The organism is Paenibacillus sp. J22P218, from assembly GCF_056269195.1.
Genome location: NZ_JBWDNL010000002.1, coordinates 1,003,029 through 1,022,721, shown reverse-complemented (window position 1 = coordinate 1,022,721; position 19,693 = coordinate 1,003,029). Strand labels below are relative to the sequence as shown.

General features: G+C 49.2%; 20 protein-coding genes. 5 read left to right on the top strand and 15 right to left on the bottom strand.

Going from position 1 to position 19,693, the window contains the following annotated elements; translation table 11 throughout:
* Positions 1-15 precede the first annotated feature (15 nt).
* The 3 genes from AC0YN0_RS13665 to AC0YN0_RS13655 form a co-directional block, all read right to left on the bottom strand.
* A complete protein-coding gene (locus tag AC0YN0_RS13665; protein ID WP_475821701.1) occupies positions 16-813 on the bottom strand; it encodes an ABC transporter ATP-binding protein in 798 nt (265 codons plus the stop codon).
* Positions 814-850: 37 nt separating this feature from the next.
* Positions 851-1,852 (bottom strand): ABC transporter substrate-binding protein, encoded by a 1,002-nt coding sequence (locus AC0YN0_RS13660; RefSeq protein WP_475821700.1) that lies wholly within the window; start codon positions 1,850-1,852, stop codon positions 851-853.
* Between the two features lie 160 nt (positions 1,853-2,012).
* Complete coding sequence (locus AC0YN0_RS13655) at positions 2,013-3,527, bottom strand: carboxypeptidase M32 (protein WP_475821699.1); 1,515 nt, start codon at positions 3,525-3,527, stop codon at positions 2,013-2,015.
* Positions 3,528-3,665: 138 nt separating this feature from the next.
* Between AC0YN0_RS13655 and AC0YN0_RS13650 the strand changes: the two genes are divergently transcribed.
* Complete coding sequence (locus AC0YN0_RS13650) at positions 3,666-3,992, top strand: iron-sulfur cluster biosynthesis family protein (RefSeq protein WP_475821698.1); 327 nt, start codon at positions 3,666-3,668, stop codon at positions 3,990-3,992.
* Between the two features lie 25 nt (positions 3,993-4,017).
* Positions 4,018-4,590 (top strand): beta-class carbonic anhydrase, encoded by a 573-nt coding sequence (locus AC0YN0_RS13645; protein WP_442052590.1) that lies wholly within the window; start codon positions 4,018-4,020, stop codon positions 4,588-4,590.
* Positions 4,591-4,619: 29 nt separating this feature from the next.
* Here AC0YN0_RS13645 and AC0YN0_RS13640 read toward each other — a convergent pair whose 3' ends face one another.
* Positions 4,620-5,156 carry a DUF309 domain-containing protein gene (locus tag AC0YN0_RS13640; RefSeq protein ID WP_475821697.1) on the bottom strand — a complete coding sequence of 179 codons (537 nt, stop codon included), beginning with the start codon at positions 5,154-5,156 and terminating at the stop codon, positions 4,620-4,622.
* 153 nt (positions 5,157-5,309) lie between these two features.
* On the opposite strand from AC0YN0_RS13640, the gene AC0YN0_RS13635 reads away from it, so the two are divergent.
* The 3 genes from AC0YN0_RS13635 to AC0YN0_RS13625 all read left to right on the top strand — a co-directional run bounded on the left by AC0YN0_RS13635 (position 5,310) and on the right by AC0YN0_RS13625 (position 8,099).
* Positions 5,310-5,726: a hypothetical protein gene (locus AC0YN0_RS13635; protein WP_475821696.1), complete on the top strand. Its 417-nt coding sequence runs from the start codon at positions 5,310-5,312 to the stop codon at positions 5,724-5,726.
* 3 nt (positions 5,727-5,729) lie between these two features.
* Positions 5,730-6,008, top strand: coding sequence for a YxcD family protein (locus tag AC0YN0_RS13630; RefSeq protein ID WP_337101446.1), 279 nt, complete (start codon positions 5,730-5,732; stop codon positions 6,006-6,008).
* A 162-nt stretch (positions 6,009-6,170) separates the two neighbouring features.
* A complete protein-coding gene (locus tag AC0YN0_RS13625) occupies positions 6,171-8,099 on the top strand; it encodes a glycosyl hydrolase family 18 protein (protein WP_475821695.1) in 1,929 nt (642 codons plus the stop codon).
* A gap of 182 nt (positions 8,100-8,281) precedes the next feature.
* Here the strand turns inward: AC0YN0_RS13625 and AC0YN0_RS13620 are convergent, their stop codons facing one another.
* From AC0YN0_RS13620 to AC0YN0_RS13570, 11 genes are all read right to left on the bottom strand, one after another.
* Positions 8,282-8,698, bottom strand: coding sequence for a cupin domain-containing protein (locus AC0YN0_RS13620; protein ID WP_475821694.1), 417 nt, complete (start codon positions 8,696-8,698; stop codon positions 8,282-8,284).
* Entirely contained in the window at positions 8,695-9,120 is a 426-nt protein-coding gene (locus AC0YN0_RS13615) for a DUF1801 domain-containing protein (RefSeq protein WP_475821693.1), read from the bottom strand. Before AC0YN0_RS13615 ends, AC0YN0_RS13620 begins: the two co-directional genes overlap by 4 nt.
* 93 nt (positions 9,121-9,213) lie before the next feature.
* Positions 9,214-9,351, bottom strand: coding sequence for a hypothetical protein (locus AC0YN0_RS13610; RefSeq protein ID WP_475821692.1), 138 nt, complete (start codon positions 9,349-9,351; stop codon positions 9,214-9,216).
* Between the two features lie 5 nt (positions 9,352-9,356).
* The gene (locus AC0YN0_RS13605; protein WP_475821691.1) at positions 9,357-10,559 is read right to left on the bottom strand and encodes a Ger(x)C family spore germination protein; all 1,203 of its coding nucleotides are present in this window, start codon (positions 10,557-10,559) and stop codon (positions 9,357-9,359) included.
* On the bottom strand, positions 10,552-11,661 hold the full coding sequence (locus tag AC0YN0_RS13600; RefSeq protein ID WP_475821690.1) for a GerAB/ArcD/ProY family transporter: 1,110 nt from the start codon (positions 11,659-11,661) through the stop codon (positions 10,552-10,554). Before AC0YN0_RS13600 ends, AC0YN0_RS13605 begins: the two co-directional genes overlap by 8 nt.
* A 41-nt stretch (positions 11,662-11,702) precedes the next feature.
* Positions 11,703-13,286 (bottom strand): spore germination protein, encoded by a 1,584-nt coding sequence (locus tag AC0YN0_RS13595; protein ID WP_475821689.1) that lies wholly within the window; start codon positions 13,284-13,286, stop codon positions 11,703-11,705.
* Positions 13,287-13,396: 110 nt separating this feature from the next.
* A complete protein-coding gene (locus AC0YN0_RS13590; protein ID WP_475821688.1) occupies positions 13,397-14,269 on the bottom strand; it encodes a carbohydrate ABC transporter permease in 873 nt (290 codons plus the stop codon).
* 20 nt (positions 14,270-14,289) lie between these two features.
* Positions 14,290-15,174 (bottom strand): carbohydrate ABC transporter permease, encoded by an 885-nt coding sequence (locus tag AC0YN0_RS13585; protein ID WP_337101483.1) that lies wholly within the window; start codon positions 15,172-15,174, stop codon positions 14,290-14,292.
* Between the two features lie 55 nt (positions 15,175-15,229).
* Complete coding sequence (locus AC0YN0_RS13580; protein WP_475821687.1) at positions 15,230-16,552, bottom strand: ABC transporter substrate-binding protein; 1,323 nt, start codon at positions 16,550-16,552, stop codon at positions 15,230-15,232.
* Positions 16,553-16,671: 119 nt separating this feature from the next.
* A complete protein-coding gene (locus AC0YN0_RS13575) occupies positions 16,672-17,850 on the bottom strand; it encodes a response regulator (protein ID WP_475821686.1) in 1,179 nt (392 codons plus the stop codon).
* Positions 17,837-19,510, bottom strand: coding sequence for a sensor histidine kinase (locus tag AC0YN0_RS13570; protein WP_475821685.1), 1,674 nt, complete (start codon positions 19,508-19,510; stop codon positions 17,837-17,839). Before AC0YN0_RS13570 ends, AC0YN0_RS13575 begins: the two co-directional genes overlap by 14 nt.
* Positions 19,511-19,693: the final 183 nt, after the last annotated feature.

Genomic DNA, 19,693 nt, shown 5'->3' with positions numbered 1-19,693 from the left:
TGCCGCGTTTCGCGCTCACCCATTCCGAGTTCCTCCCTCGTCTTCCACTGCATCCAATTCCGCCCATAGCTGCTCGAACGTTGCTTGAAAGCTCGGCAGTCTTCTTGCCGCCATCGGACTAATCGAGCGAAGCTCCTCGTCAATAACGACTTCGCATTTGATATGGCCGGGATTACGGCCAAGCACGATGACGCGATCGCTCATCGCGGCAGCCTCAGCAAGATCATGGGTGACAAGCACCGCCGTCTTTCCTCTGCGCGTAAGCGTTTCGTGCACAAGATCCTCAAGCTGCAGCTTTATGTGCAGATCCAGGGCAGAGAAGGGCTCATCGAGCAGCAGCACCTCCGGCTCGGTGGCCAGCGTTCTTGCGAGCGCCACCCGCTGGCGCATGCCGCCGGACAATTCATGCGGATAGCGCCGCCCAGAGTCCGGCAGCCCTAGTTCGGCTAACAGCTCGTCGACGAGCGTCATCGCCTGCGGCGTCTTGCGGCCGCTGATCTCAAGACCGACAGCCGCATTATCGCGAATCGTACGCCAAGGGAACAGGAAGTCCTGCTGCAGCATATAGCCTACCTTCGGGGAAGGACCGGCGACAGCTTCGCCGTCAAGCAGCACTTGCCCCTTCGTCGGCGGGAATAATCCGGCCAGCAGGCTCAGCACGGTCGTCTTGCCGCAGCCGCTCGGTCCGACGAGGCTGACGAACTCGCCTCGCTCGACACGAAGATCCAGCTGCTCCAGCGCAAGCGAAGCTCCTTTCGCGTTCACATAAACATGAGATAGCTGCTGCAGCTCCAATACGGGAACTATCGCCATATAACATCCCTCCTTTCTGCTATCCACATCACTTTGGTTATTTGATCGACTTCTCTGCAAAGCTCGTATCGACGAGCACATCATGCTCCGTGCGCTTCTCGAGCTCGCCTGCCGTCGTAATAACGTCCAGCAAGTTGTTCCATTCCGATTCGTCGACGATTGGATCGGTCGCGAATGAGCCTTGCTGCTTGTAGCGATCGATCGAACTAATGAGGATGTCGCGATCGACATTTTCAAAGTACGGCAATACAACATCGGCAATCGCTTCGGCGCTATTGTCCTTCACCCACAGCTGCGCTTTATGGATTGCATTCGTGAACGCTTGAATCGTTTTCTCGTTCTTCTTGATATAGCTTTGTTTGGCCATGAACACGGTGTAAGGCAGATGCCCGCTTTCCGTGCCGAATGAGGCAACAACATGACCTTTGCCTTCCTTCTCGAAGATCGATGCCGTTGGCTCGAAGAGCTGGACATAATCGCCTGTTCCCGAAGCGAATGCAGCCGGAATATTGGCAAAATCAACGTTTTGGATCAGCTCTAAATCCGCTTGAGGATCGATTCCCAGCTTCTTCAGAGCGAATTCGCCAGCCATCTGCGGCATTCCGCCCTTCCTCTGGCCGAGGAATGTTTTGCCCTTCAATGTATTCCAGTCGAATGCGCTATCCGCCTCGCGGGCGACGAGGAACGTGCCGTCGGTTTGCGTCAATTGCGCGAAGTTAATGACCGGATCATCCGTTCCTTGCTGATACACATAAATCGACGTTTCCGAGCCGACAAGCGCAACGTCAATGACATTCGACAGCAGTGCCGTCATCGTCTTGTCGCCGCCTGGCGTAGTCGTAAGCTCAACATCAAGTCCTTCCTCCGTGAAATATCCTTTCTCTACCGCAACGTATTGCGGTGCATAGAACAGCGACCGCGTTACCTCGCCGATCCGGACCTTCGTTTTCTCCGAATCTCCTTTGCCGCAGCCCGCAAGCACAGCCGTTATCGTAAGCACGACAGCTAGCATTAGCGCTGTTATAATGCGTCTCTTCATACCAATCCCTCCGCCTTCATTCTCGTTAGTAGATGTACATCAGCCTATGCAGAAATACTCTGGGCGGTGAATCGGTCTAACATTAAACAAAGATGGCGGTCCAAGGAGATTATCCTTGAACCACCATCTTTGTTTGTGGTCTTCTATATGAACGTGTTCGTTAGAGCTTATAGACTTCCGTATACTTGTTCGTTAAGTAACGAACAAGATGCTGCGGATCAAGCGGCTTGCCCGTTACGCTCTGAATGAGCTCCGATGGGGTACGCAGCTTGCCGTATTTGTAGATTCGCTCGGTCAACCACTCCTTGATTGGCAGCAGCTCGCCCTTGCCCACAAGCGACCAGAAGCCGTCCAGCTCCTTCTCCATCGTATCGGCGATTTGCGCAGCGTACATATTGCCTAGCGAATAGGAAGGGAAATAACCGAATGCGCCACCGGACCAGTGGACGTCCTGCAGCACACCTTCGGCATTGCTCGGAGGCGTAATGCCGAGATACTGCTTATACTTCTCGTTCCAGATCGCAGGCAGATCAGCCGCCTTCGCCCCTTCATTGAAGATAAGCTTCTCGATCTCGTAGCGGATAATAATATGCAGGTTATACGTCAGCTCATCCGCCTCAATCCTTATGAGAGAAGGCTGAACGACGTTGTTAGCGCGGTAGAATTCATCTACCGACACATCCAGTTGTCCAGGGAACTGCTTCTGCAGCTGGTTGAAGTTCTGTTCCCAGAACGGCCGGCTGCGTCCGATAATGTTCTCCCAGAAGCGGGATTGCGATTCATGGATGCCCATCGACGTCCCAGTGCAGAGCGTCGTTCCGATAAGCTCCGGCATAATATTTTGCTCATAGAGCGCATGACCGCCTTCATGAATCGTGCCAAACAACGCGCTTAGCACATCATCCTCTAAGTAACGCGTCGTGATGCGAACGTCGCCGGGATTAAGACCCGTTGCGAACGGGTGAGCGCTCTCGTCGAGTCGGCCGGCCTCGAAGCTGAAGCCCATCTGCTTCAATATGTACTGGCTGAACGACTTCTGAGCGGACTTATCGAACTGCTGACGCAAGAACGATGTATTAGGCTGATGAGGCGAAGCGGCGATCGCTGCCGCAAGCGGTACGAGCTGTTCTCTAAGGCCGCCGAATACGTGATCCAGCTCCTTGACCGTCATGCCGGGCTCGTATTGATCCAGCAGCGTGTCATACCGAGTATCCTTCGCTCCCCATAGATCGATGAATTGATTCGTATACGAAATCACCTTCTCCAAGTAGGGCTGGAAGCCGGCATAATCATTATCCGCTTTCGATTCCTCCCACTTGGACTCGGCTTGCGATGAAATAATGACATATTCCTGATACAGCTGCGGAGGAATTTTTACACTGCGGTCGTAATCCTTGCGCGTCTCCGTCACAAGCTTCTGTTCAATCTCATTCAATTCGGCATATGCCTCATTCTGCTCTAGTACAGACAGCCATTCACCAAGCTCAGGCGAAGTAGCCAGCTTGAACATATCCCCAGATAATGCGCCAATCACTTCGGAGCGCGTATCCATTCCTTTGCGGGGCGCGCCCGTGCGCAAATCCCAGTAGAGGACGCCTAGCGCCTCTTCATAGCTCTTGAGCTTATGAATTCTTTCTTTAAAGCCGGTTAGCGCTTCTTTGGTTGATATTGACATCAGATTACCGCCTCTCTGCCCAATATTGAACTTGGATTCCATTAATCGGAACTTAACTTGATCTTACTTATTCCTATCTTTATAATCAACTTAAACCTACATAAAATGCAAGCAATAGATAGGAAGTGAGGTCATCATATGCATATTACATTCTCGAAGTCTGCTGCCGATAAGCTCGGCCCCTATTTATCCGACGGTACGAAGCAGCTTAAGCTGCTCCACGATACGGAAGGCTGCGGCTGCGTCGTTAGCGGCGTACCGGCCCTCCAGCTCATAGATAGCCCAAGTGTCGACGACCGCCAGGAGCAAGGAGATCCCCTTCCCTACTGGTTCGAGCCTCGCCATGAAGTGTTCTACGAGCCGAAGCTGCGTGTCGATTACGACCCGATCCGAGACAGCTTCAGCTTGAAGAGCGACAATCAGATTTATACGACAAACCTGCGGTTTTTGAAGAGCAGCACATAATACACAGCTAATTGGAGGCAACACGATGAATAAGCTCGAATCCATTTTAGATTTTAACGGCAGCTTCGTTGCGAACAAGGAATACGAGCAATACGCGACGAGCCGTTTTCCCGACAAAAGAATGGTTATTCTTACCTGTATGGACGCTAGACTGACCGAGCTGCTGCCTAAGTCGATGAATCTGAAAAATGGCGATTCGAAAATCATTAAAAATGCCGGCGCTATCGTCACTCAGCCGTTCGGCAACATTATGCGATCAATCATCGTCGCAGTCTACGAGCTGCAAGCCGATGAAGTATTCGTCATTGGGCATCATAACTGCGGTATGACAGGCATCAACCCCGAAGAAATCATTCAGCATATGGTTGACCGCGGGATACCGATGGACACCATCAATACGCTGAAGCATTCCGGTCTTAACCTCATGCGCTGGCTGACTGGCTTCGACAACGTGAAGGACAGCGTCATTAACAGCGTTAACATTATTCGCAACCACCCGCTTATGCCTAGAGCCGTACTCGTCCACGGACTCATCATCGATCCTGAGACGGGTGCGCTTGAGCTCGTAACGGAAGGCTTGCCGAAAGATAAAGAGTAAAAGCGAGCGCAGCGGCTGTCCAATACGGACTAGCCTCTGCGCTCTTTTTGTTTCGCTTGCAGCGAAATCTCCCGGGCTAGAATAACCTCGCTCCGGTCACGAAGCTTATGGCGATGAATAAGGGCTTCGTTCGATAATGGACTTGGTTCTCCCCATCTCACCCCGCGCTTTGCGCATTCTTCTTCACAAAGCCTAGTTACCTCTTCCGACGCAATCGGTAAGTCCATGTCCGCATAGACATGAACAAAGCTCTGCTCTCCTAACCCACTAAGCCGGTCGTCAATCATTCCAATCAACGGCTCGCGACTTAGACCAAGCGGAAGCAAATCAGATCCCGCTAATCGCAGACGGGATTGCTCCAGCATCATCCATGCTCCCTTGCGATTGCCTCTTCTTTCATGGTAAAGACCCACTGCTAATTGAATTAAGCCGACCCATATATCCGACATGCCGTCGTTCGGGTGTTCTTTCCAATACTCTTCTAGCAGTTCATGGCATTCAAAATAATCCCTTGTTGCATGAAACTCAACCAAATAGGAAACATAGGAATCAGGAATCGTATTCATTCGAACCTCCTGCATAAGCGATCAGTAATAATGACAAGCAACCTCCGTATATATTAGCTGTAATTGCTTATGTTAGCAATGTGCTTCGTGTTTAACTTGCTCACGTCGTCGCTTTGGCGCCGTACCAAAAATCGCATCTAAGGAGAACTTGATATGAAAAAAGGAATACTGATGCTCATGGCCCTGTCGCTCGTTATGACAGTCGGCTTCCATTCAACTGCTGACGCTAAACCAAGACGGAGCATCAAATCTCCAAGGCAAAGTTATACGGAGACCCCAAAGAAAAAGGACAATACGAGCCAGACGAATAACGGAGCGCGTTCCGGAGCTGCGACCGGAGCGGGGCGAACGGGATTTTGGAGCGGTGGCAGCTTCTTCCGAGGATTAATGGTCGGCGGAATTGCCGGACTGCTGTTCGGCAGTTTGTTCAGCGGTTGGGGCGCCTTCGGCAATCTGCTCGGATTGCTCATTAACGTAATCGCGATTATCGCCGTCGTTATGATTATTCGCGCTATATGGAACAATTTCCGACATAATCGCAGGCGGCCTGACGATAGGAGTCGTTACTAGCGCGTGCGTCTTTATACGGACGAGATTTTAAATGCTGTCTGCCTCCATTATGCCGATCGCAGAGGGGTTAGCCCTACGGACGTGGAGGTTCAGCTCTCATGGGAGGAGCAATACGGATTTACAGCCGAGGTGTGGGTCAAGGGCCGAAGCCAATACATTCTTGAAGCGAACATTATTGAAGCAATCGAGCAATACATGTATAAGCAATATCATCGTCGCGTGTTCCGATCCGATATAAAACTGGATGCGGACGAGGAATTTTGGGTCGATATTGCAGATTAGTAATGGTATAGCTGAATTCAGAACAGAGCGAATCCGCTCTGTTTTTTTCTTTCATGATCAACTAGCAATAATTACCGCCAAACTTTTCATAGATTAGGAGCAACTCCCCTCCTCTTCCAGCGTCTAACTAAACGGACAACTGAGAGGAGTGTGGCAAATAGAGTGTTAAAAAAGAAGCTGATCGCTGCAGTTACGTTGCTGCTGCTGAGCAGTTCGCTGCTGGCTGGAACTTCGGGGAGCGGCGTTGCTGAGGCTTCTGCAAGTCTCGTAACGAAATACCGCGTCTATCAGAACGACCAAGCACTGCGGGAATTCCCGACAGAGAGCAAAGCGATTGCCTATGCGAAAAACGTCAGCTACAGCCATGTAGAAACCATTACTGGACGTACCTGGGTGTGGGACAATCTCCCTCGCTACAAAGTGTACAAAAACGGCATCTCGTCAAGCGCATGGGAATACCGGACATATGAGCAGGCGCTGGCATTCGCTAAGACACAAAGAAACGTACATATTCGCGATTTGGAGAACATTGGCTGGAAGTATGCGAATCACGCCAAGTTCAGATTGTATCAAGGTGACAAGACACAGCCGATATGGACGTTCACGACCATTGAGGCAGCGATCCAGGAAGCAAAGAAGTGGAGTAACGCACATATTGTCGATTTAACGAAAAACGCTTGGGTATGGGACAACTTAACCGCCGCCCAGAAGAAGGATCAGCGCGCCGCAGCAGCCGTCTATCAAATTAGCGTTGACGGTGTTCCAGCGAACAACGGCAAGTTGTACGGCTTCCTCTATGACGCCATCAAAAGTTCGTCTGCAATTGTAGGAAGTGAAGTCGTAAATACCGCGACAGGCATCGTGCTCCATTCCAACGCGCTTGCCTACGAGGTTATTCAGAACGGCAAGCTTATCGGTGCTTTTATTAACCTCGATGACGCAGTTGCACTGGCAAAGAAAACGCCGAATGCCGAGGTCATGTACAAAGACAATGTATGGTGGTCGGGTGTTCCGTATCTTACTGTATTCCAAGGCGACAAGAAACTGCGTTCGTTCAACACTCGTTCGGGCGCGATCGATTTTGCTAAAAAATACGCAAACGCCTATGTCCGTACGTCAGACGGTCGCAGCGTATGGAACAACGCGAAGTCGCTCGTCTACTTAGCTTGGAATGGCAGCGCATCTAGCGGCACCGTATTAAGCCATGTTGCGAACACGCAAGGCTTGTCGATCGACTCGCCAACCTGGTTCGAACTCACCGCCGCCGATGGATCGATCAACGATACATCCGATGCCGAGCTAGTGAAGACGCTTAAGGAGCAAGGCATCCGCGTTGCACCGCTTGTCCATAATCAGTTCAACCGGAAGATGACCACAGCATTCCTGCAGGATAAGGCAGCACAGCAGGCTTTCATTAGCAAGCTCGTTGGACGTTTATCTGAAATTAAGGCATTTGGCCTTAATCTCGACTTCGAAGAAGTAGCCGGCGCAGATCGTGCCAGCTACACTGCCTTCGTTAAGGAGCTTACGAAAGCAGCTCATGCCAAGGGTTTGAACGTATCCATCGACTTGCCGAGAGGCAGCTTAAGCTGGAATCATCTTACCGCCTACGATCATGCGGCATTATCTGCCATTGTAGATACGATAATCATTATGGCGTACGACGAGCATTGGAGCGGCAGTGATACGCCGGGATCCGTAGCAGGTCTTACCTGGGTAGAGGAAGGCATCAAACAGTTTCTCGGTTACGGCATCCCGCGAAGCAAGCTTATGCTAGGCATTCCGTTCTACGTACGCGAGTGGAAGCTGGACGCCGCTGGCAAGCTGGTCGGCAATCGTGCCGTTCTTATGAAAGATATTCCGGCGCTCATCGCGGATAACAAAGCAACAGGCGTTCCGGATGCTGCGTCCGGGCAAATAAAATACAAGTATGTGAAGGACAGCTTCACCTACCTGTTCTGGGCCGAGACTACTGAAACAACTAAAGCACGCGTCGCGCTAGCAACCAAATACGATCTAGCAGGCGTCGCGGCTTGGAGACTCGGCTACGAAAGCGCCGATCTTTGGACCATGATGCTTCGAATGAAATAAGAATAAGAGCTGTACCGGAAGCCACAGTCGGCATCGGTACAGCTCTTATTTATTAAGATGATCAGCTATGTAATTTTCAATTGAAAGTGCGCCCATTGTAGGAGCTATGTGCAAACCTTTATACAAGGAGCAAAACACAGAAAGTCTTTGCCCTGCAGAAATCCAACATAGCAGACAGCACACTATTCCAGTAATTCCGAGTCAAAGGTTTGAAAAAGAAGTTTCATCGACTCCATGTCACGTTGATTTGTCCCATGAATGGCTTCAATCAAGGATTGGATGGTGGAGGTCATAATGATCAAATAACGAGCTTCTACAGAGCCGGCATTCCAATACGTATGCGGTGTGCCGCGCGGCACAATAACAGCTTGATTAGCGACAGCAATCGTCATTTCGGCTCCGATTTGGAAGCCTAGCTTCCCTGCGAGAACATACCAAGCCTCGTCATCATGATGATGAAGATGCAGGGGTGCAATTCGTTCCGGATCGCTGCCTAGCGGAGTACCGCTAGCCGACCACTCCGCCATTACTAGCTTAGAGCCTTCAGGAATTAGAGCTTGTCCGTTAAGCAATGACGAAATAAAAGGATGATTAGTCATTTCGCATCCGGATACATTGCTTGCGTAATCACCATAGATTGTTTAATTAATACCTTTAAAACATCGATATCTATATCTGCCAATTTATTGACGTAGACACATGATTTCGCAGATGTATGCTTTCCTAACCGTGATAGGAGCTCTTCCCGTCCTGGATCCCCTGGTTCAAAGTATAAGCTTATCTTTGCTTTCCGGGGAGAAAATCCCGCAAGCGGTGCATCCCCTTCGTGACCTGTCGCATATTTGTAGTGATAAGAACCAAATCCAATAATGCTTGGCCCCCACATTTTCGCTTCGAACCCCGTCGTTTCCGTAAAAATATCAAGTAATCGATAAGCATCTTCACGTTTCTTCATATTTTCAATCTGCTCGATAAACTCGATGACACTGTGGTCGGTTTCTTTCGTTTTCGGCTCGTACATAAGTCGTAGCTCCCCTCCCATGTTGTTAGCTGAACTTTGGTTACCTCTATTATCCATTTCTTCTTATTCGATGTCCATATGAATCCCGATCGCTTATTTCTTCTTCCATGGCGGATCTCCGATATCATGCAGCTTTTGGTTCACCTTGTTAACCAAATAGGGTATGGCAATGCTAAGCAGCGCGCAAACGAAACTTAATCCAGATGGAATATTTCCTAGTTTATTGAACATAACTTCTACCCTCTCTCTTCGGTTTGATTCACCGATCCGATCCTGCGAATTTTAACGTCTGCCCTTACCTCTATCTCACTTCGCGAGAAATAATTAATGCCACTATCCCAATTGCTGACTACTTGCGACCAGATTTTGGGCTTGTTCTCACTCAGATAGGAGGCGAGCCCGATGACATCCTTTTTGTAGACGCCTTGCGTCTTGGCGATCGTTTCTTTGGTAAGCTTGACAATCTCTTCTTCGACTTTTTTTTGCAAACTGTCGATTGTATTTTCGTTTAGATAATCTTGCCTCTCGAATGCCTCTGCAATACTTCCCTCCATCGCCAAGGAGAAAACAAAGCGAATATGTTTCGGATTAGTGACGTCTGATACGATATTCCGCTGAGCGCGTTCGACATCAAATACGACCAAACTATCCCCGACTTGAACCTCAAGCAGACCGCGGCTATTGCTGCCGGTCAAATAGTTAAGTCCTGTCGTTTCACGGTCGTTCAGGAAACCTACAAGGCTGTTCGTCGTGCTATCCATGACCGATGCGCCTATCAGCGACGCATCGCGATCCCTAACCGTTAGCTTTTGCAGCGTGAAGCTCTCGCGTCTCAATAGAAATTCGTGGACATCGCCGATTCTCGTATCTTTATGGATGCGCATGAGCTCCCTGCCATTACGTGCGATATTATCAATGAATATGACTGGAGTACGCTCTCCCTTGGGTAAAATCTCCATCGCTCTTGATGCTTCTCCCTTGGCAATCATAACGGACACATTGCGCCTAGCATCGTTATTCCTAAGAAAATAATCGAGTACGTTGGCAAATCCGTATTCGGTTCTAGCCACATTCTCCGAAATAATAATGAGCTTCAAATGCTCAAGGAAAGGCTGGCGGCTTAATTGTGAGGCGAGCTTGGCTAACACGTCCTGCATCGTTCTTCCGTGAACATGTACATTGAAATACGCTTTGCCCATTCCCGATGCTCCCATCTGATCGGATTGCTTTAATCCCGCGGGGATGACGACTTGGAACGTAATCTTGAACTCCTGATGGCCGTTCGGTTGCGTTTGTTGTTCCTCCTGTTTGTTAGTTAATTCATCTATCGCAACACCGACAACAAAACCGCGCTGCTCCAACTCAATTCGATCCCAGCAGCCAGTCATTAGTACCGTCGACATCGCCAAACAGCATATGAGCCCCATAACTCTAACCATTTGCTCGCCCCTCCCGCATCTTTACGAAAGCGAATAATAGGATTGGAATAACGAACGAGGTCATAATGCCAATATAGCTCACAAGCATGCCCAGTCGGCTGAGCTCAACAATATTTTCGGGAACCATCGACAATAAAAAAATAATTGGCGTCAGCACATACATCAGCTTCCTTTTCTCCGTCTTCATTAAGAAGCTGGATGATTGCACGGTTATATCGAGCGCTATCGAAGTCGTAGTGAAGATGGAAACCACCCAAAAGATGAGAAACAGCGATTCCAGCCTTTCGAAAAACTCCCCGGGTACACTTACTTCCCTAGCCAGCTCAAGCGTCGGATACAAAATGTTCTGAGTAACCTCCACGGAGAAGATGCCGATTACGGCAATGAAAATCAATAAATAGGTGACGGTGGAAATGAGAACGGCAAACACCGTATATTTAGGCGCTTTTTCGGGATGCCTCATCAAGTTGCTGTAGAACAATACGGCTTCGAAACCCAAGAAGGAAAACAACGATTCTATCGAGCCATCGATCAACTTGGCCGGACTCGTGTAGAAAAAAGGCTTCAGATTGTTGAAATCGAATATTTTGATGCCTAACAGAAGAAAACCAGACGTGACGATCAGAACGAACGGCAGGAAAACGACCGTTAGCCTTACAAGACCGGTTCTCGAACCGGACACAGCATATATGACGACAAGAAGGAACGCTAAGGAAATGACTTCTAGCGGTGTTTTATCGAACAGAAATTGTTTCGATAGCTCAGCCACTGATCGAGTTATATACGCTGTGAACAGGAGAAAATACGACGCATAGACGATCGCAACGCAATAGGCTACAGGTTTCGAAGCAGTGGATGCTACATACTCCAGGAATGGTCTTCCTTTGAAACGCAGCGCTAACCGCGACAGCACCCAAGCTACGATGAGCGCCGCGCAGCCAGCTATCAATATCGATAGCCATCCATCAGGAGAACCCGTAGCTTTCGCTACAGAACGAGGCAGCGTTAATATGCCGACTCCAATGATTAGTGAACCAATCGTGAACATGAGTTCCTTCTCATCAATTTGTTGATCGCCATATTCCCAGTTATTCGTTCCCACCTGGTATACCTCCCCCTGTTCTAGGATCATGATCCAATGTCCTATTTCTTTTTCATTCTTTTTCTGTCTTCGGTACGCAGCATTTGTGGTCGGTCCTTTAAGAAAGAAACCGGTGCCCTCCAAATAAAGTCATTCCAATCCTTAAGGAACATAGGCGATACCGGCGTAGAATACGGAATACCGAAGCTCTTCAGATTTACGACGTGGATGCATATCAACAGAAACGCAAGGATGATGCCGAACAATCCGAACACGGAAGCCGCCAGCATGACGAAAAAACGTAAAATCCGGGTAATGATCCCGAAAGAGTACGATGGCAGCGTGAAAGAAGCGATCGCCGTAACGGCAACGACAATAACCATAATCGGGCTTACGATACCGGCAGCTACCGCAGCTTCACCAATAACGAGACCGCCTACGATACCAATCGTTTGGCCGATCGGCTTCGGCAGACGAACGCCCGCTTCGCGCAAAATTTCGAGTGTAACTTCCATTAACAGCGCTTCGATCACCGCCGGAAAAGGAACCCCTTCCCGTGCCGCCGCGATCGAAAACGCGATGTTGGACGGAATCATGCCATGATGGAATTCCGCAAGCGCAATATAAAAGGCCGGCAGAAACGTTGCCAAAAAGGCCGAAACAAACCTCAAAAATCGCACCAAAGATGAGAGCAGCCAAGGCTGATAATAATCCTCAGGCGAATTAAGGGCGAAGGCTATCGTGATCGGCATGATCAGATTAAATGGCGTGCCGTCTACTAATATGGCAATGCGCCCTTGCAGCAGCGAGGAGGACACACGGTCAGGCCTCTCCGTATTCAAAATTTGCGGGAAAGGAGACAGGAAGCTGTCCGATATCCACTGTTCGATATAACCCGAACCCTCCGGGTCGTCCATTTCAATCGTCAGCAGGCGCCGCTTGACCTCCTTCACGAGCTCCGGATTGGCAATCCCTTCGATATAGGTAACGATAACTTCCTTCTTCGACCTTGTGCCAAGCAAATAGGAATCCATTCTCAAGCCAGGGTCACGCAACCTTCTGCGAATCAAGGCACTGTTGGTTCGAATGTCTTCCGTGAATCCATCCTTAGGCCCGCGAATGAGCGATTCCGTTTGCGGCTCTTCGATCGCTCTCCTCATCCAGCCCTTGCTTCCAATGATGAGCGCCCGCTGCGTACCGTCGATAAACAAGCAAGTATCTCCCGACAGAATTGAGAATACGGCCTCGTCCAGGCAGTCGATCAACTGAATTTCTTGCAAAGGGAGGACATCGTCTTTCAACCGGCCGATTAGCTCATCGCCATTCATCTCTTTCAGAGCCGCTTCAGCTTTATTCGGCTTGTAGTTGATGAGCGGTCTCATGAGATGTTCATGTATCAAGGTTTTGTCAATCAATCCATCAATGTTAACGATGATGCAATAACGTCCCGATTGACCGATATCGATTTCCTTCGTTATCAAATCGCCCGGCGAATGCAGCAAGGAATGAATCGCATTCACATTATTTTTCATTTGCTCCGTCAATAAGGTTCGTTCTGCTTCCGTGCCACCGTTGTGTTGGTTTGCCATCCGTCTCTTAAGCATGGTCGTCAGCCGTTTCACATCTGCACCGCTTTCTCTAGCCAATATCTCCAAATTATTCCCTAGTTCAAGCCGAATGAAACAATGCTCGATAAAAGGAAACACAAAAAAAGGCGGCGAACGATCGCCACCTTTCCTTATTTGACCGATATAACTTAACCTTTGACCGCGCCGTCCATCAAACCGCCGATCAGTTGCTTTTGGAACAACAGCACGATGATCAACAGCGGAATAATACTGATGACCGAACCTGCCATAATAAGCTCATATGGCGTTCTAGCGCCAGATTCCAGCGTCCGAATCGCAAGCGATATCGTTTGCTCGCTCGGCGAACGAAGAACGATTAACGGCCACAAGAAGTTATTCCATTGATTGACGAAAGTGATAATGCCTAGGCTGGCAAGCGCCGGTCTTAGGTTCGGCAGCACGATCGACGTAAATATTCTGAACTCGGAGCAGCCGTCGATTCGGGATGCCTCAAGCATTTCCGTATGAATGCCCGAGCTGTACTGACGCATGAAGAAAATACCGAAGGCGCTGGCCACATTGGCTACGATAACGCCCCATGGATTGTCGATCAAGCCGAAGGCGCGATAAATTTCGAACATCGGAATAATCGTCGTCTCCGAAGGCACCATCATGGAAGCGAGTACGATGCCGAACAAAATACCTTGGAATTTGAATGTATACTTCGCAAACGCATAACCGGCAAGCGTACAGAAAAACAGGGCAAGCGCGGTATGAAGTATGGCGATAAAGAAGCTGTTGTAAAGGACGGTATCGAAAGCCCGTTCCTTGAACAGCAATGTGAAGTTATTCCATTGCGGATTGGTCGGAATCCACATCGGCGGATTTAGGAAGATATCTCTTCGCTCCTTCAGCGAGGAGCTGATCATCCAGAGCAATGGGAATAATGAAGCAAACGTTATGATGATCAGCATGAAATAAGCAAGCCCTTTGTTGATCAAATCGCGTGGTTTAAGCGATTTCTTGGGCGATGTTGTCGCAGTTATCGTTGCGGAAGACAAGGGAATCCCCTCCAGAAGTCTTAATCGTTATCTCTCGTTACGCGCATTTGAATGAACGTAAATATCATCATCAGGAAGAAGAACATTATGGCAATCGCGGATGCATATCCGAAATTCAAGTTCGTAAAGCTTTCTTGATAGATGAGCAATACCGGCGTCGTCGTCGAATTAAGCGGGCCGCCTTTGGTCAATACGAGCGGTTCCGTGAACAAGCCGAACGAACCGAGCGTGGATAAAATGACGCAAAAAACGAGAATTTTTTTGAGCAGCGGCAGCGTAATGCGAATAAGCACTTGGAAAGGCGTCGCACCGTCGACGTATGCCGATTCATAGATGTCTTTCGGTATGTTCTGCAGACCAGCCAAAATAAGAATCATGTTATAGCCCATCCAGCGGTAAAATACCATTGCCGCTACCGACACGCGCGCCCATACAGGCGAATCGAGCCACAAAATCGACGCGTCAATGAGACCCAATTGCTTCAAAATCACGTTAATAAGGCCGTTGTCGCCATTCAGCATGATCGAGAATACGAACGCGACGGCAACGACCGCCATAATGTTCGGGGTGAACAGCGACATACGGAAGAAGCCCTTCCCTTTCACCCAACTCGAATTAAGCAAGACCGCTACGAGCGTAGCCAATAGCAGCATGAGCGGCACGTAAATGACCATAATAATTAAACCGTTCGCGATCGTCAGCCAGAACACATCGTCCTGTATGACACGCGAGAAATTGTCCATGCCGACAAATGTTTTCGTTTTGCCGCCGTTCCACTCCACCATACTTAAGTAGAAAGAGTACAGAAACGGATAAAACAGAAATACGCCGAACAGGATAAAAAATGGCGATATAAACAAGTAAGGCGCGGATTTCTGCTGCCATCTCCACCATTTGGAAGCCATAGTGCCTCATCCTCCATAAATCAAGGGCCCTCGCCGGGCCCTTGTCATTGATTTGCTATTTACGGCTTGTACGGCTGCGGAGCTCGTCCGCTGTTTTCTTAAGCGTATCGGCTACCGATGCTTTGTTAAGGAAAACTTCCGCGAAAGCGTTCTTCGTCAATTGATTGGCAACTGGGAAATCCACCGTATACGATTGCGGAGCGATCTGCTCGAGCGCTTGCGTATACACTTGTCTCACGGGTTGACCGCCGAAGTATTCTACCGGTTCGGAGAATACGGCATCCTCGTAAGTCGTCGTAAGCGATGGCAAGGAACCTGCATCCTTCATCATCGTCACTTGGGATTCTTCTTTGCCAAGCATAAATTCAATGAACTTCCAAGCCTCTTCCGTGTGCTTCGAGTTCGCGTTGATCGCGAGGTTCGAACCGCCGTCATTCGCGCTTGCATATTGGTCGTCAGCCGACCATTTCGGCATCGGTGCTACGCCCCATTTGCCAGCGCTGTCTGGATCGATCATATTTTCAAGCAAACCTTCGTACCATGCAGCGCCTACGATCGTCGCTACTTTGCCGTCCGCGAACGCATTCAACCAGCTTTCGGAGAAAGCTTCGGCGTCGTTCACGATGCCGTCATTCACCATGCCTGCATAGAATTCCGCTGTTTCAATAACTTTAGGATCGTCTAGCGATACGTTGCCGTCCTTATCGAAGTACCATAGACCGCGCTGCCACATCATCGTTTCGAAGAAACGGTTGTTCGAACGCGTCTTCGAATCCTGGAACATGAAGTTTCCTGTTTTCTCCTTGATGATGTTGCCGACTTCCTTGTAATCCTCGAACGTCTTGATGCGGTCAGCAACCGCTTCAGGATCGGATGGCAAACCAGCCGCTTCGAAGATATCTTTACGATAGTACATCACTACAGGACCGCTGTCCCAAGGCATCGCGTACACTTTGCCGTCTTTCGTTGCGTCTTCCCACTTGAACGGAACGATCTTGTCTTTGTATGGCGCCACTTTGTCGCTAAGATCGTACAAAGAATCGATGTTGACCATTTGAGCCAGGTTGCTTGATTCAACCGCGATAATATCAGGCACTTTGTCGCCTGTGTTCGCTGCGATCAAGTATTTTTGATAAAGGTCCGTTTGACCCATGAGTTGATATTCAATTTCGATGTTCGGGTTCTCTGCTTTGAACGCTTCCATGTTAGCGTCAAGACCGATTTTCGCCGCATCCCAAATCCACACGACTAGCTTAACCTTCTCATCTTTGCTTTCTCCGTTTGCGCCATTGTTGTTATTACCGCCCGAAGAGCAAGCGCTCAGCAGCAAAATAACAGCCATAAGCAGAAATAAGGACGATTTCCATCTCTGTTTCATACTTGTGTGTACCCTCCTTTTAATGTGTGCATGAACAGCATATCGGTTATCGTCCGGGCTTAAAACGGAAATCGGTTTGACCTTCGTCGTTATTTTGTTCGGCTGCAGCGGGCAGGTTGCTATTTGTTTGATTTAGTCGTTAATTTGTTCTCGCGATATTCTGATGGCGTCATTCCGGTATAACCCTTGAACCACTTGCTGAAATGTTTGTTGTCTTCCATTCCAACCTTCTCGCCGATTAGGTTAATGCGCCAATCCGTCTGCACAAGCAGCTCGGACGCCTTGCGCAGCCTTCTTCGATGAAGAAATTCAAGAAAGCTAACACCAAGCTCCTTCTTGAATAAGGTGCTGAAATGGCTGCGGCTAAGCCCGATGCTCTCCGCTAGCTGCGAAGAAACGATCGGTTCATCGAGATGTTCATCGATATAGGCAACAGCCTTCATAATCGGCGTCGATACGGCGTCTGTTCTGAACTCGTATTGCTTCTCCAGCTCCGCCGTCTTCATCGTCCGGCTAATCGCTTCCATGAAATCAGACTGCTTCGTCTGAACATCCGACTTCTTCCAAGTCATATCTGTTTCCGCCGTATTCGAGCATTCAAGCAACAGCAGCTTTAGCCGTTCTGCATCGCGAGCCGGCGTGATGATTATTAGCGGAGCGCCTTCCGCATGAAGGTGTACAACCGGCAGATCCTGACCGTCCATATCTGAAGCAGTCTGCTCCTCCAGCCTATGAACAATGGTTAGCCGTTCCTTGGCGTCAAGACCGAACAGACTAAACAAAACAACTCCTTCAAACGAGTGTTTCTCTATATACTGACCGATGAACGCGTTAAGCTGCTCGCTATTCCGCCCTTCCGTATACCAGGTTCGATACATGGCATTGGTATCTTCTGTGCTTGGCGCGCTCGACCGATTCCATTCCTCTGTAATCTTCATCAGATAGCGGTCCACCGTTTCGGCGTCCATCGCCGTCTTAAGCAAATAGCCGGATGCGCCAAGCTCCATCCCTTGCTGCGCATAAGCGAAGTCCGAGTGGCAGCTGAGAAATAATATTTTGGCTTCGGGGTTCGCAGCTTTAATCTTCGTTGCAAGCTGAATGCCGTCCATCTGCGGCATAACAATGTCGGTGATGACGAGATCAGGTTGAAGTTCTTCATACATCTCCCAAGCAATCTCGCCGTTCGGCGCGTTGCCTACCACTTCCATGTCCCAGCGTTTCCAATCGACTGTATGCATAAGACCGACACGAACGAGCCGTTCGTCATCGGCGATAATGACTTTTCTAATCTTCGTCACGTACATTCTCCTCTTCCTGATACGGCCATCTGATCTCGATGATCGTGCCCTTCTCCGCATTCGGCAGTATGCGAATACCGTATTGCTCGCCGAAGTGCAGCTTGATCTTCTGGTCGACGTTATACATCCCGAGTCCGCCTCTTCCTTTGCGCGGAGGGGCAGGCTTGATGACGTCGCTAGGCGATTCAATCCCTTTGCCGTCGTCATAGATGCTCAGCACGATCTGCTGCCGATCGCGGTACACTTCAAGGGCAATCGAACCCGTACCGTCGTCGAACGCGTGATAAAAAATATTTTCGTACAGCGGCTGCAACGTCATGCGCGGAATCCAAGCACGTTCCAATCCCGGCTCTATATCCTCGGTATAGGTGAATGAATCGCCATATCGATAATATTGGATCTTAATATAGTGGCCAATCGTCTCCAGCTCTTCCTCTAGCGGAACAAGCTCATGGCTAATATCGAGATTTTCCGACAGCAGGGCGGCTAAATGATAGATCATACGGTCGATATCGCTTCTTCCCGCCATCCTCGCCCGCCATTGGATTGCATTTAATGTATTGATGATGAGATGCGGATTGATCTGATAATGAAGCGCTCTAAGCTCCGCCTCGTTCTTCAGCTTCTCGGTCCGCGTAATATTGGTAATTAAGGACCGAATTTGCTCTGTCATGAAGTTGAAGCGAGCGCCAAGCCTGGACAGCTCGTCCATGCCCTTCACCTCGACCGCGGCATCGAGCTTCCCTCTGCTGAACTCCAGCATCGACTTGTGGAGCGAGACGATCCGCCCCGTGAAATTGCCCGACAATACGCGAGCCATTATTAAAGCGGCGATCAAAGACAGAAGTCCGATTAAATAACCGTAATTGCGGATGACTCCGGAAGACTTATTGATCTCGCTTTGCGGCAGCCTGGCTGTTATCGTCCAATCATTTATAGCCAATGTTTCCGTGAATACATAGTCTTTGCCCGAAAACGCAGGTTTTTCCGCCGATTCGTAGATCAACTGGCCGCTGGCGTCGCTTATTTGTAAATAAGACCTCGTATCCTGCTCGAAGGATTGGAACAGACTCGTCATCGCCTTCGCATTCACGTCAACGAGAATTCGGCTGCCCACTGGTACGGCCGCTGCTTGCAAATGAAGCGGTACGATTAGACTAATAAGCGGTCCGTTCGGTTGAGGCGAGCTGTAATAGCCGCCTGAATGAAAGCCGGTCCATTGCCAAGCCTGATGAGGCTGAGACCCGCTCCACCAATTTGTTGTGAGCAACGAAGCAGAATTCACATTCCGGCTGCCAAGTATTTCGCCGTCCGGCGTAATGACGAATAGCCCTTCAACGATCGGAGATACGTGAAAGGAAAGAAAATCGATGAAGCTGTTCAGCTCCAAATATTCGTGATAGGACTTCGGATTTGTCATTATTTTTTTGCCGGGAGCGAGCAAATAACCTTGAATGTCTCTCGACAACGCATCCATTTCCTTCAAATGCATATCCGTAACGGTCACAAGCTGCTTCATTGCATACCGATTGTAATCCTGGAGCTGATCGTTTACGATATTGGCCGACTTCGAATAAGAAAGAATACTAAGGGCAAGGAGCGGTATAAGCGCACATATAAAAATAAGAAGCGTCATTTTACGCTGAATGCTGGAGCTCATCAACAAAACGGTTCACCTAAGCCTTTCATCCTGTCAAATTTCATTGTCAGTACTATCATTATATCGGACAAATCGACTACAGTCGGGTTCATTTGTACGATCCTAATCGTAAATATGTTTGATTCATTGTATCAATCGCGTGAACGCAAAAAAAGGGCGGCCCTCCTGGCCGCCCTCTTCCGA

Excerpts from the sequence above, each read along its gene's own strand:
- AC0YN0_RS13665 (WP_475821701.1), bottom strand. The coding sequence starts at position 813 with ATGGCGATAGTTCCCGTATTGGAGCTGCAGCAGCTATCTCATGTTTAT.
- AC0YN0_RS13660 (WP_475821700.1), bottom strand. The coding sequence starts at position 1,852 with ATGAAGAGACGCATTATAACAGCGCTAATGCTAGCTGTCGTGCTTACG.
- AC0YN0_RS13655 (WP_475821699.1), bottom strand. The coding sequence starts at position 3,527 with ATGTCAATATCAACCAAAGAAGCGCTAACCGGCTTTAAAGAAAGAATT.
- AC0YN0_RS13650 (WP_475821698.1), top strand. The coding sequence starts at position 3,666 with ATGCATATTACATTCTCGAAGTCTGCTGCCGATAAGCTCGGCCCCTAT.
- AC0YN0_RS13645 (WP_442052590.1), top strand. The coding sequence starts at position 4,018 with ATGAATAAGCTCGAATCCATTTTAGATTTTAACGGCAGCTTCGTTGCG.
- AC0YN0_RS13640 (WP_475821697.1), bottom strand. The coding sequence starts at position 5,156 with ATGAATACGATTCCTGATTCCTATGTTTCCTATTTGGTTGAGTTTCAT.
- AC0YN0_RS13635 (WP_475821696.1), top strand. The coding sequence starts at position 5,310 with ATGAAAAAAGGAATACTGATGCTCATGGCCCTGTCGCTCGTTATGACA.
- AC0YN0_RS13620 (WP_475821694.1), bottom strand. The coding sequence starts at position 8,698 with ATGACTAATCATCCTTTTATTTCGTCATTGCTTAACGGACAAGCTCTA.
- AC0YN0_RS13615 (WP_475821693.1), bottom strand. The coding sequence starts at position 9,120 with ATGTACGAGCCGAAAACGAAAGAAACCGACCACAGTGTCATCGAGTTT.
- AC0YN0_RS13610 (WP_475821692.1), bottom strand. The coding sequence starts at position 9,351 with ATGTTCAATAAACTAGGAAATATTCCATCTGGATTAAGTTTCGTTTGC.
- AC0YN0_RS13605 (WP_475821691.1), bottom strand. The coding sequence starts at position 10,559 with ATGGTTAGAGTTATGGGGCTCATATGCTGTTTGGCGATGTCGACGGTA.
- AC0YN0_RS13585 (WP_337101483.1), bottom strand. The coding sequence starts at position 15,174 with ATGGCTTCCAAATGGTGGAGATGGCAGCAGAAATCCGCGCCTTACTTG.
- AC0YN0_RS13580 (WP_475821687.1), bottom strand. The coding sequence starts at position 16,552 with ATGAAACAGAGATGGAAATCGTCCTTATTTCTGCTTATGGCTGTTATT.
- AC0YN0_RS13570 (WP_475821685.1), bottom strand. The coding sequence starts at position 19,510 with ATGAGCTCCAGCATTCAGCGTAAAATGACGCTTCTTATTTTTATATGT.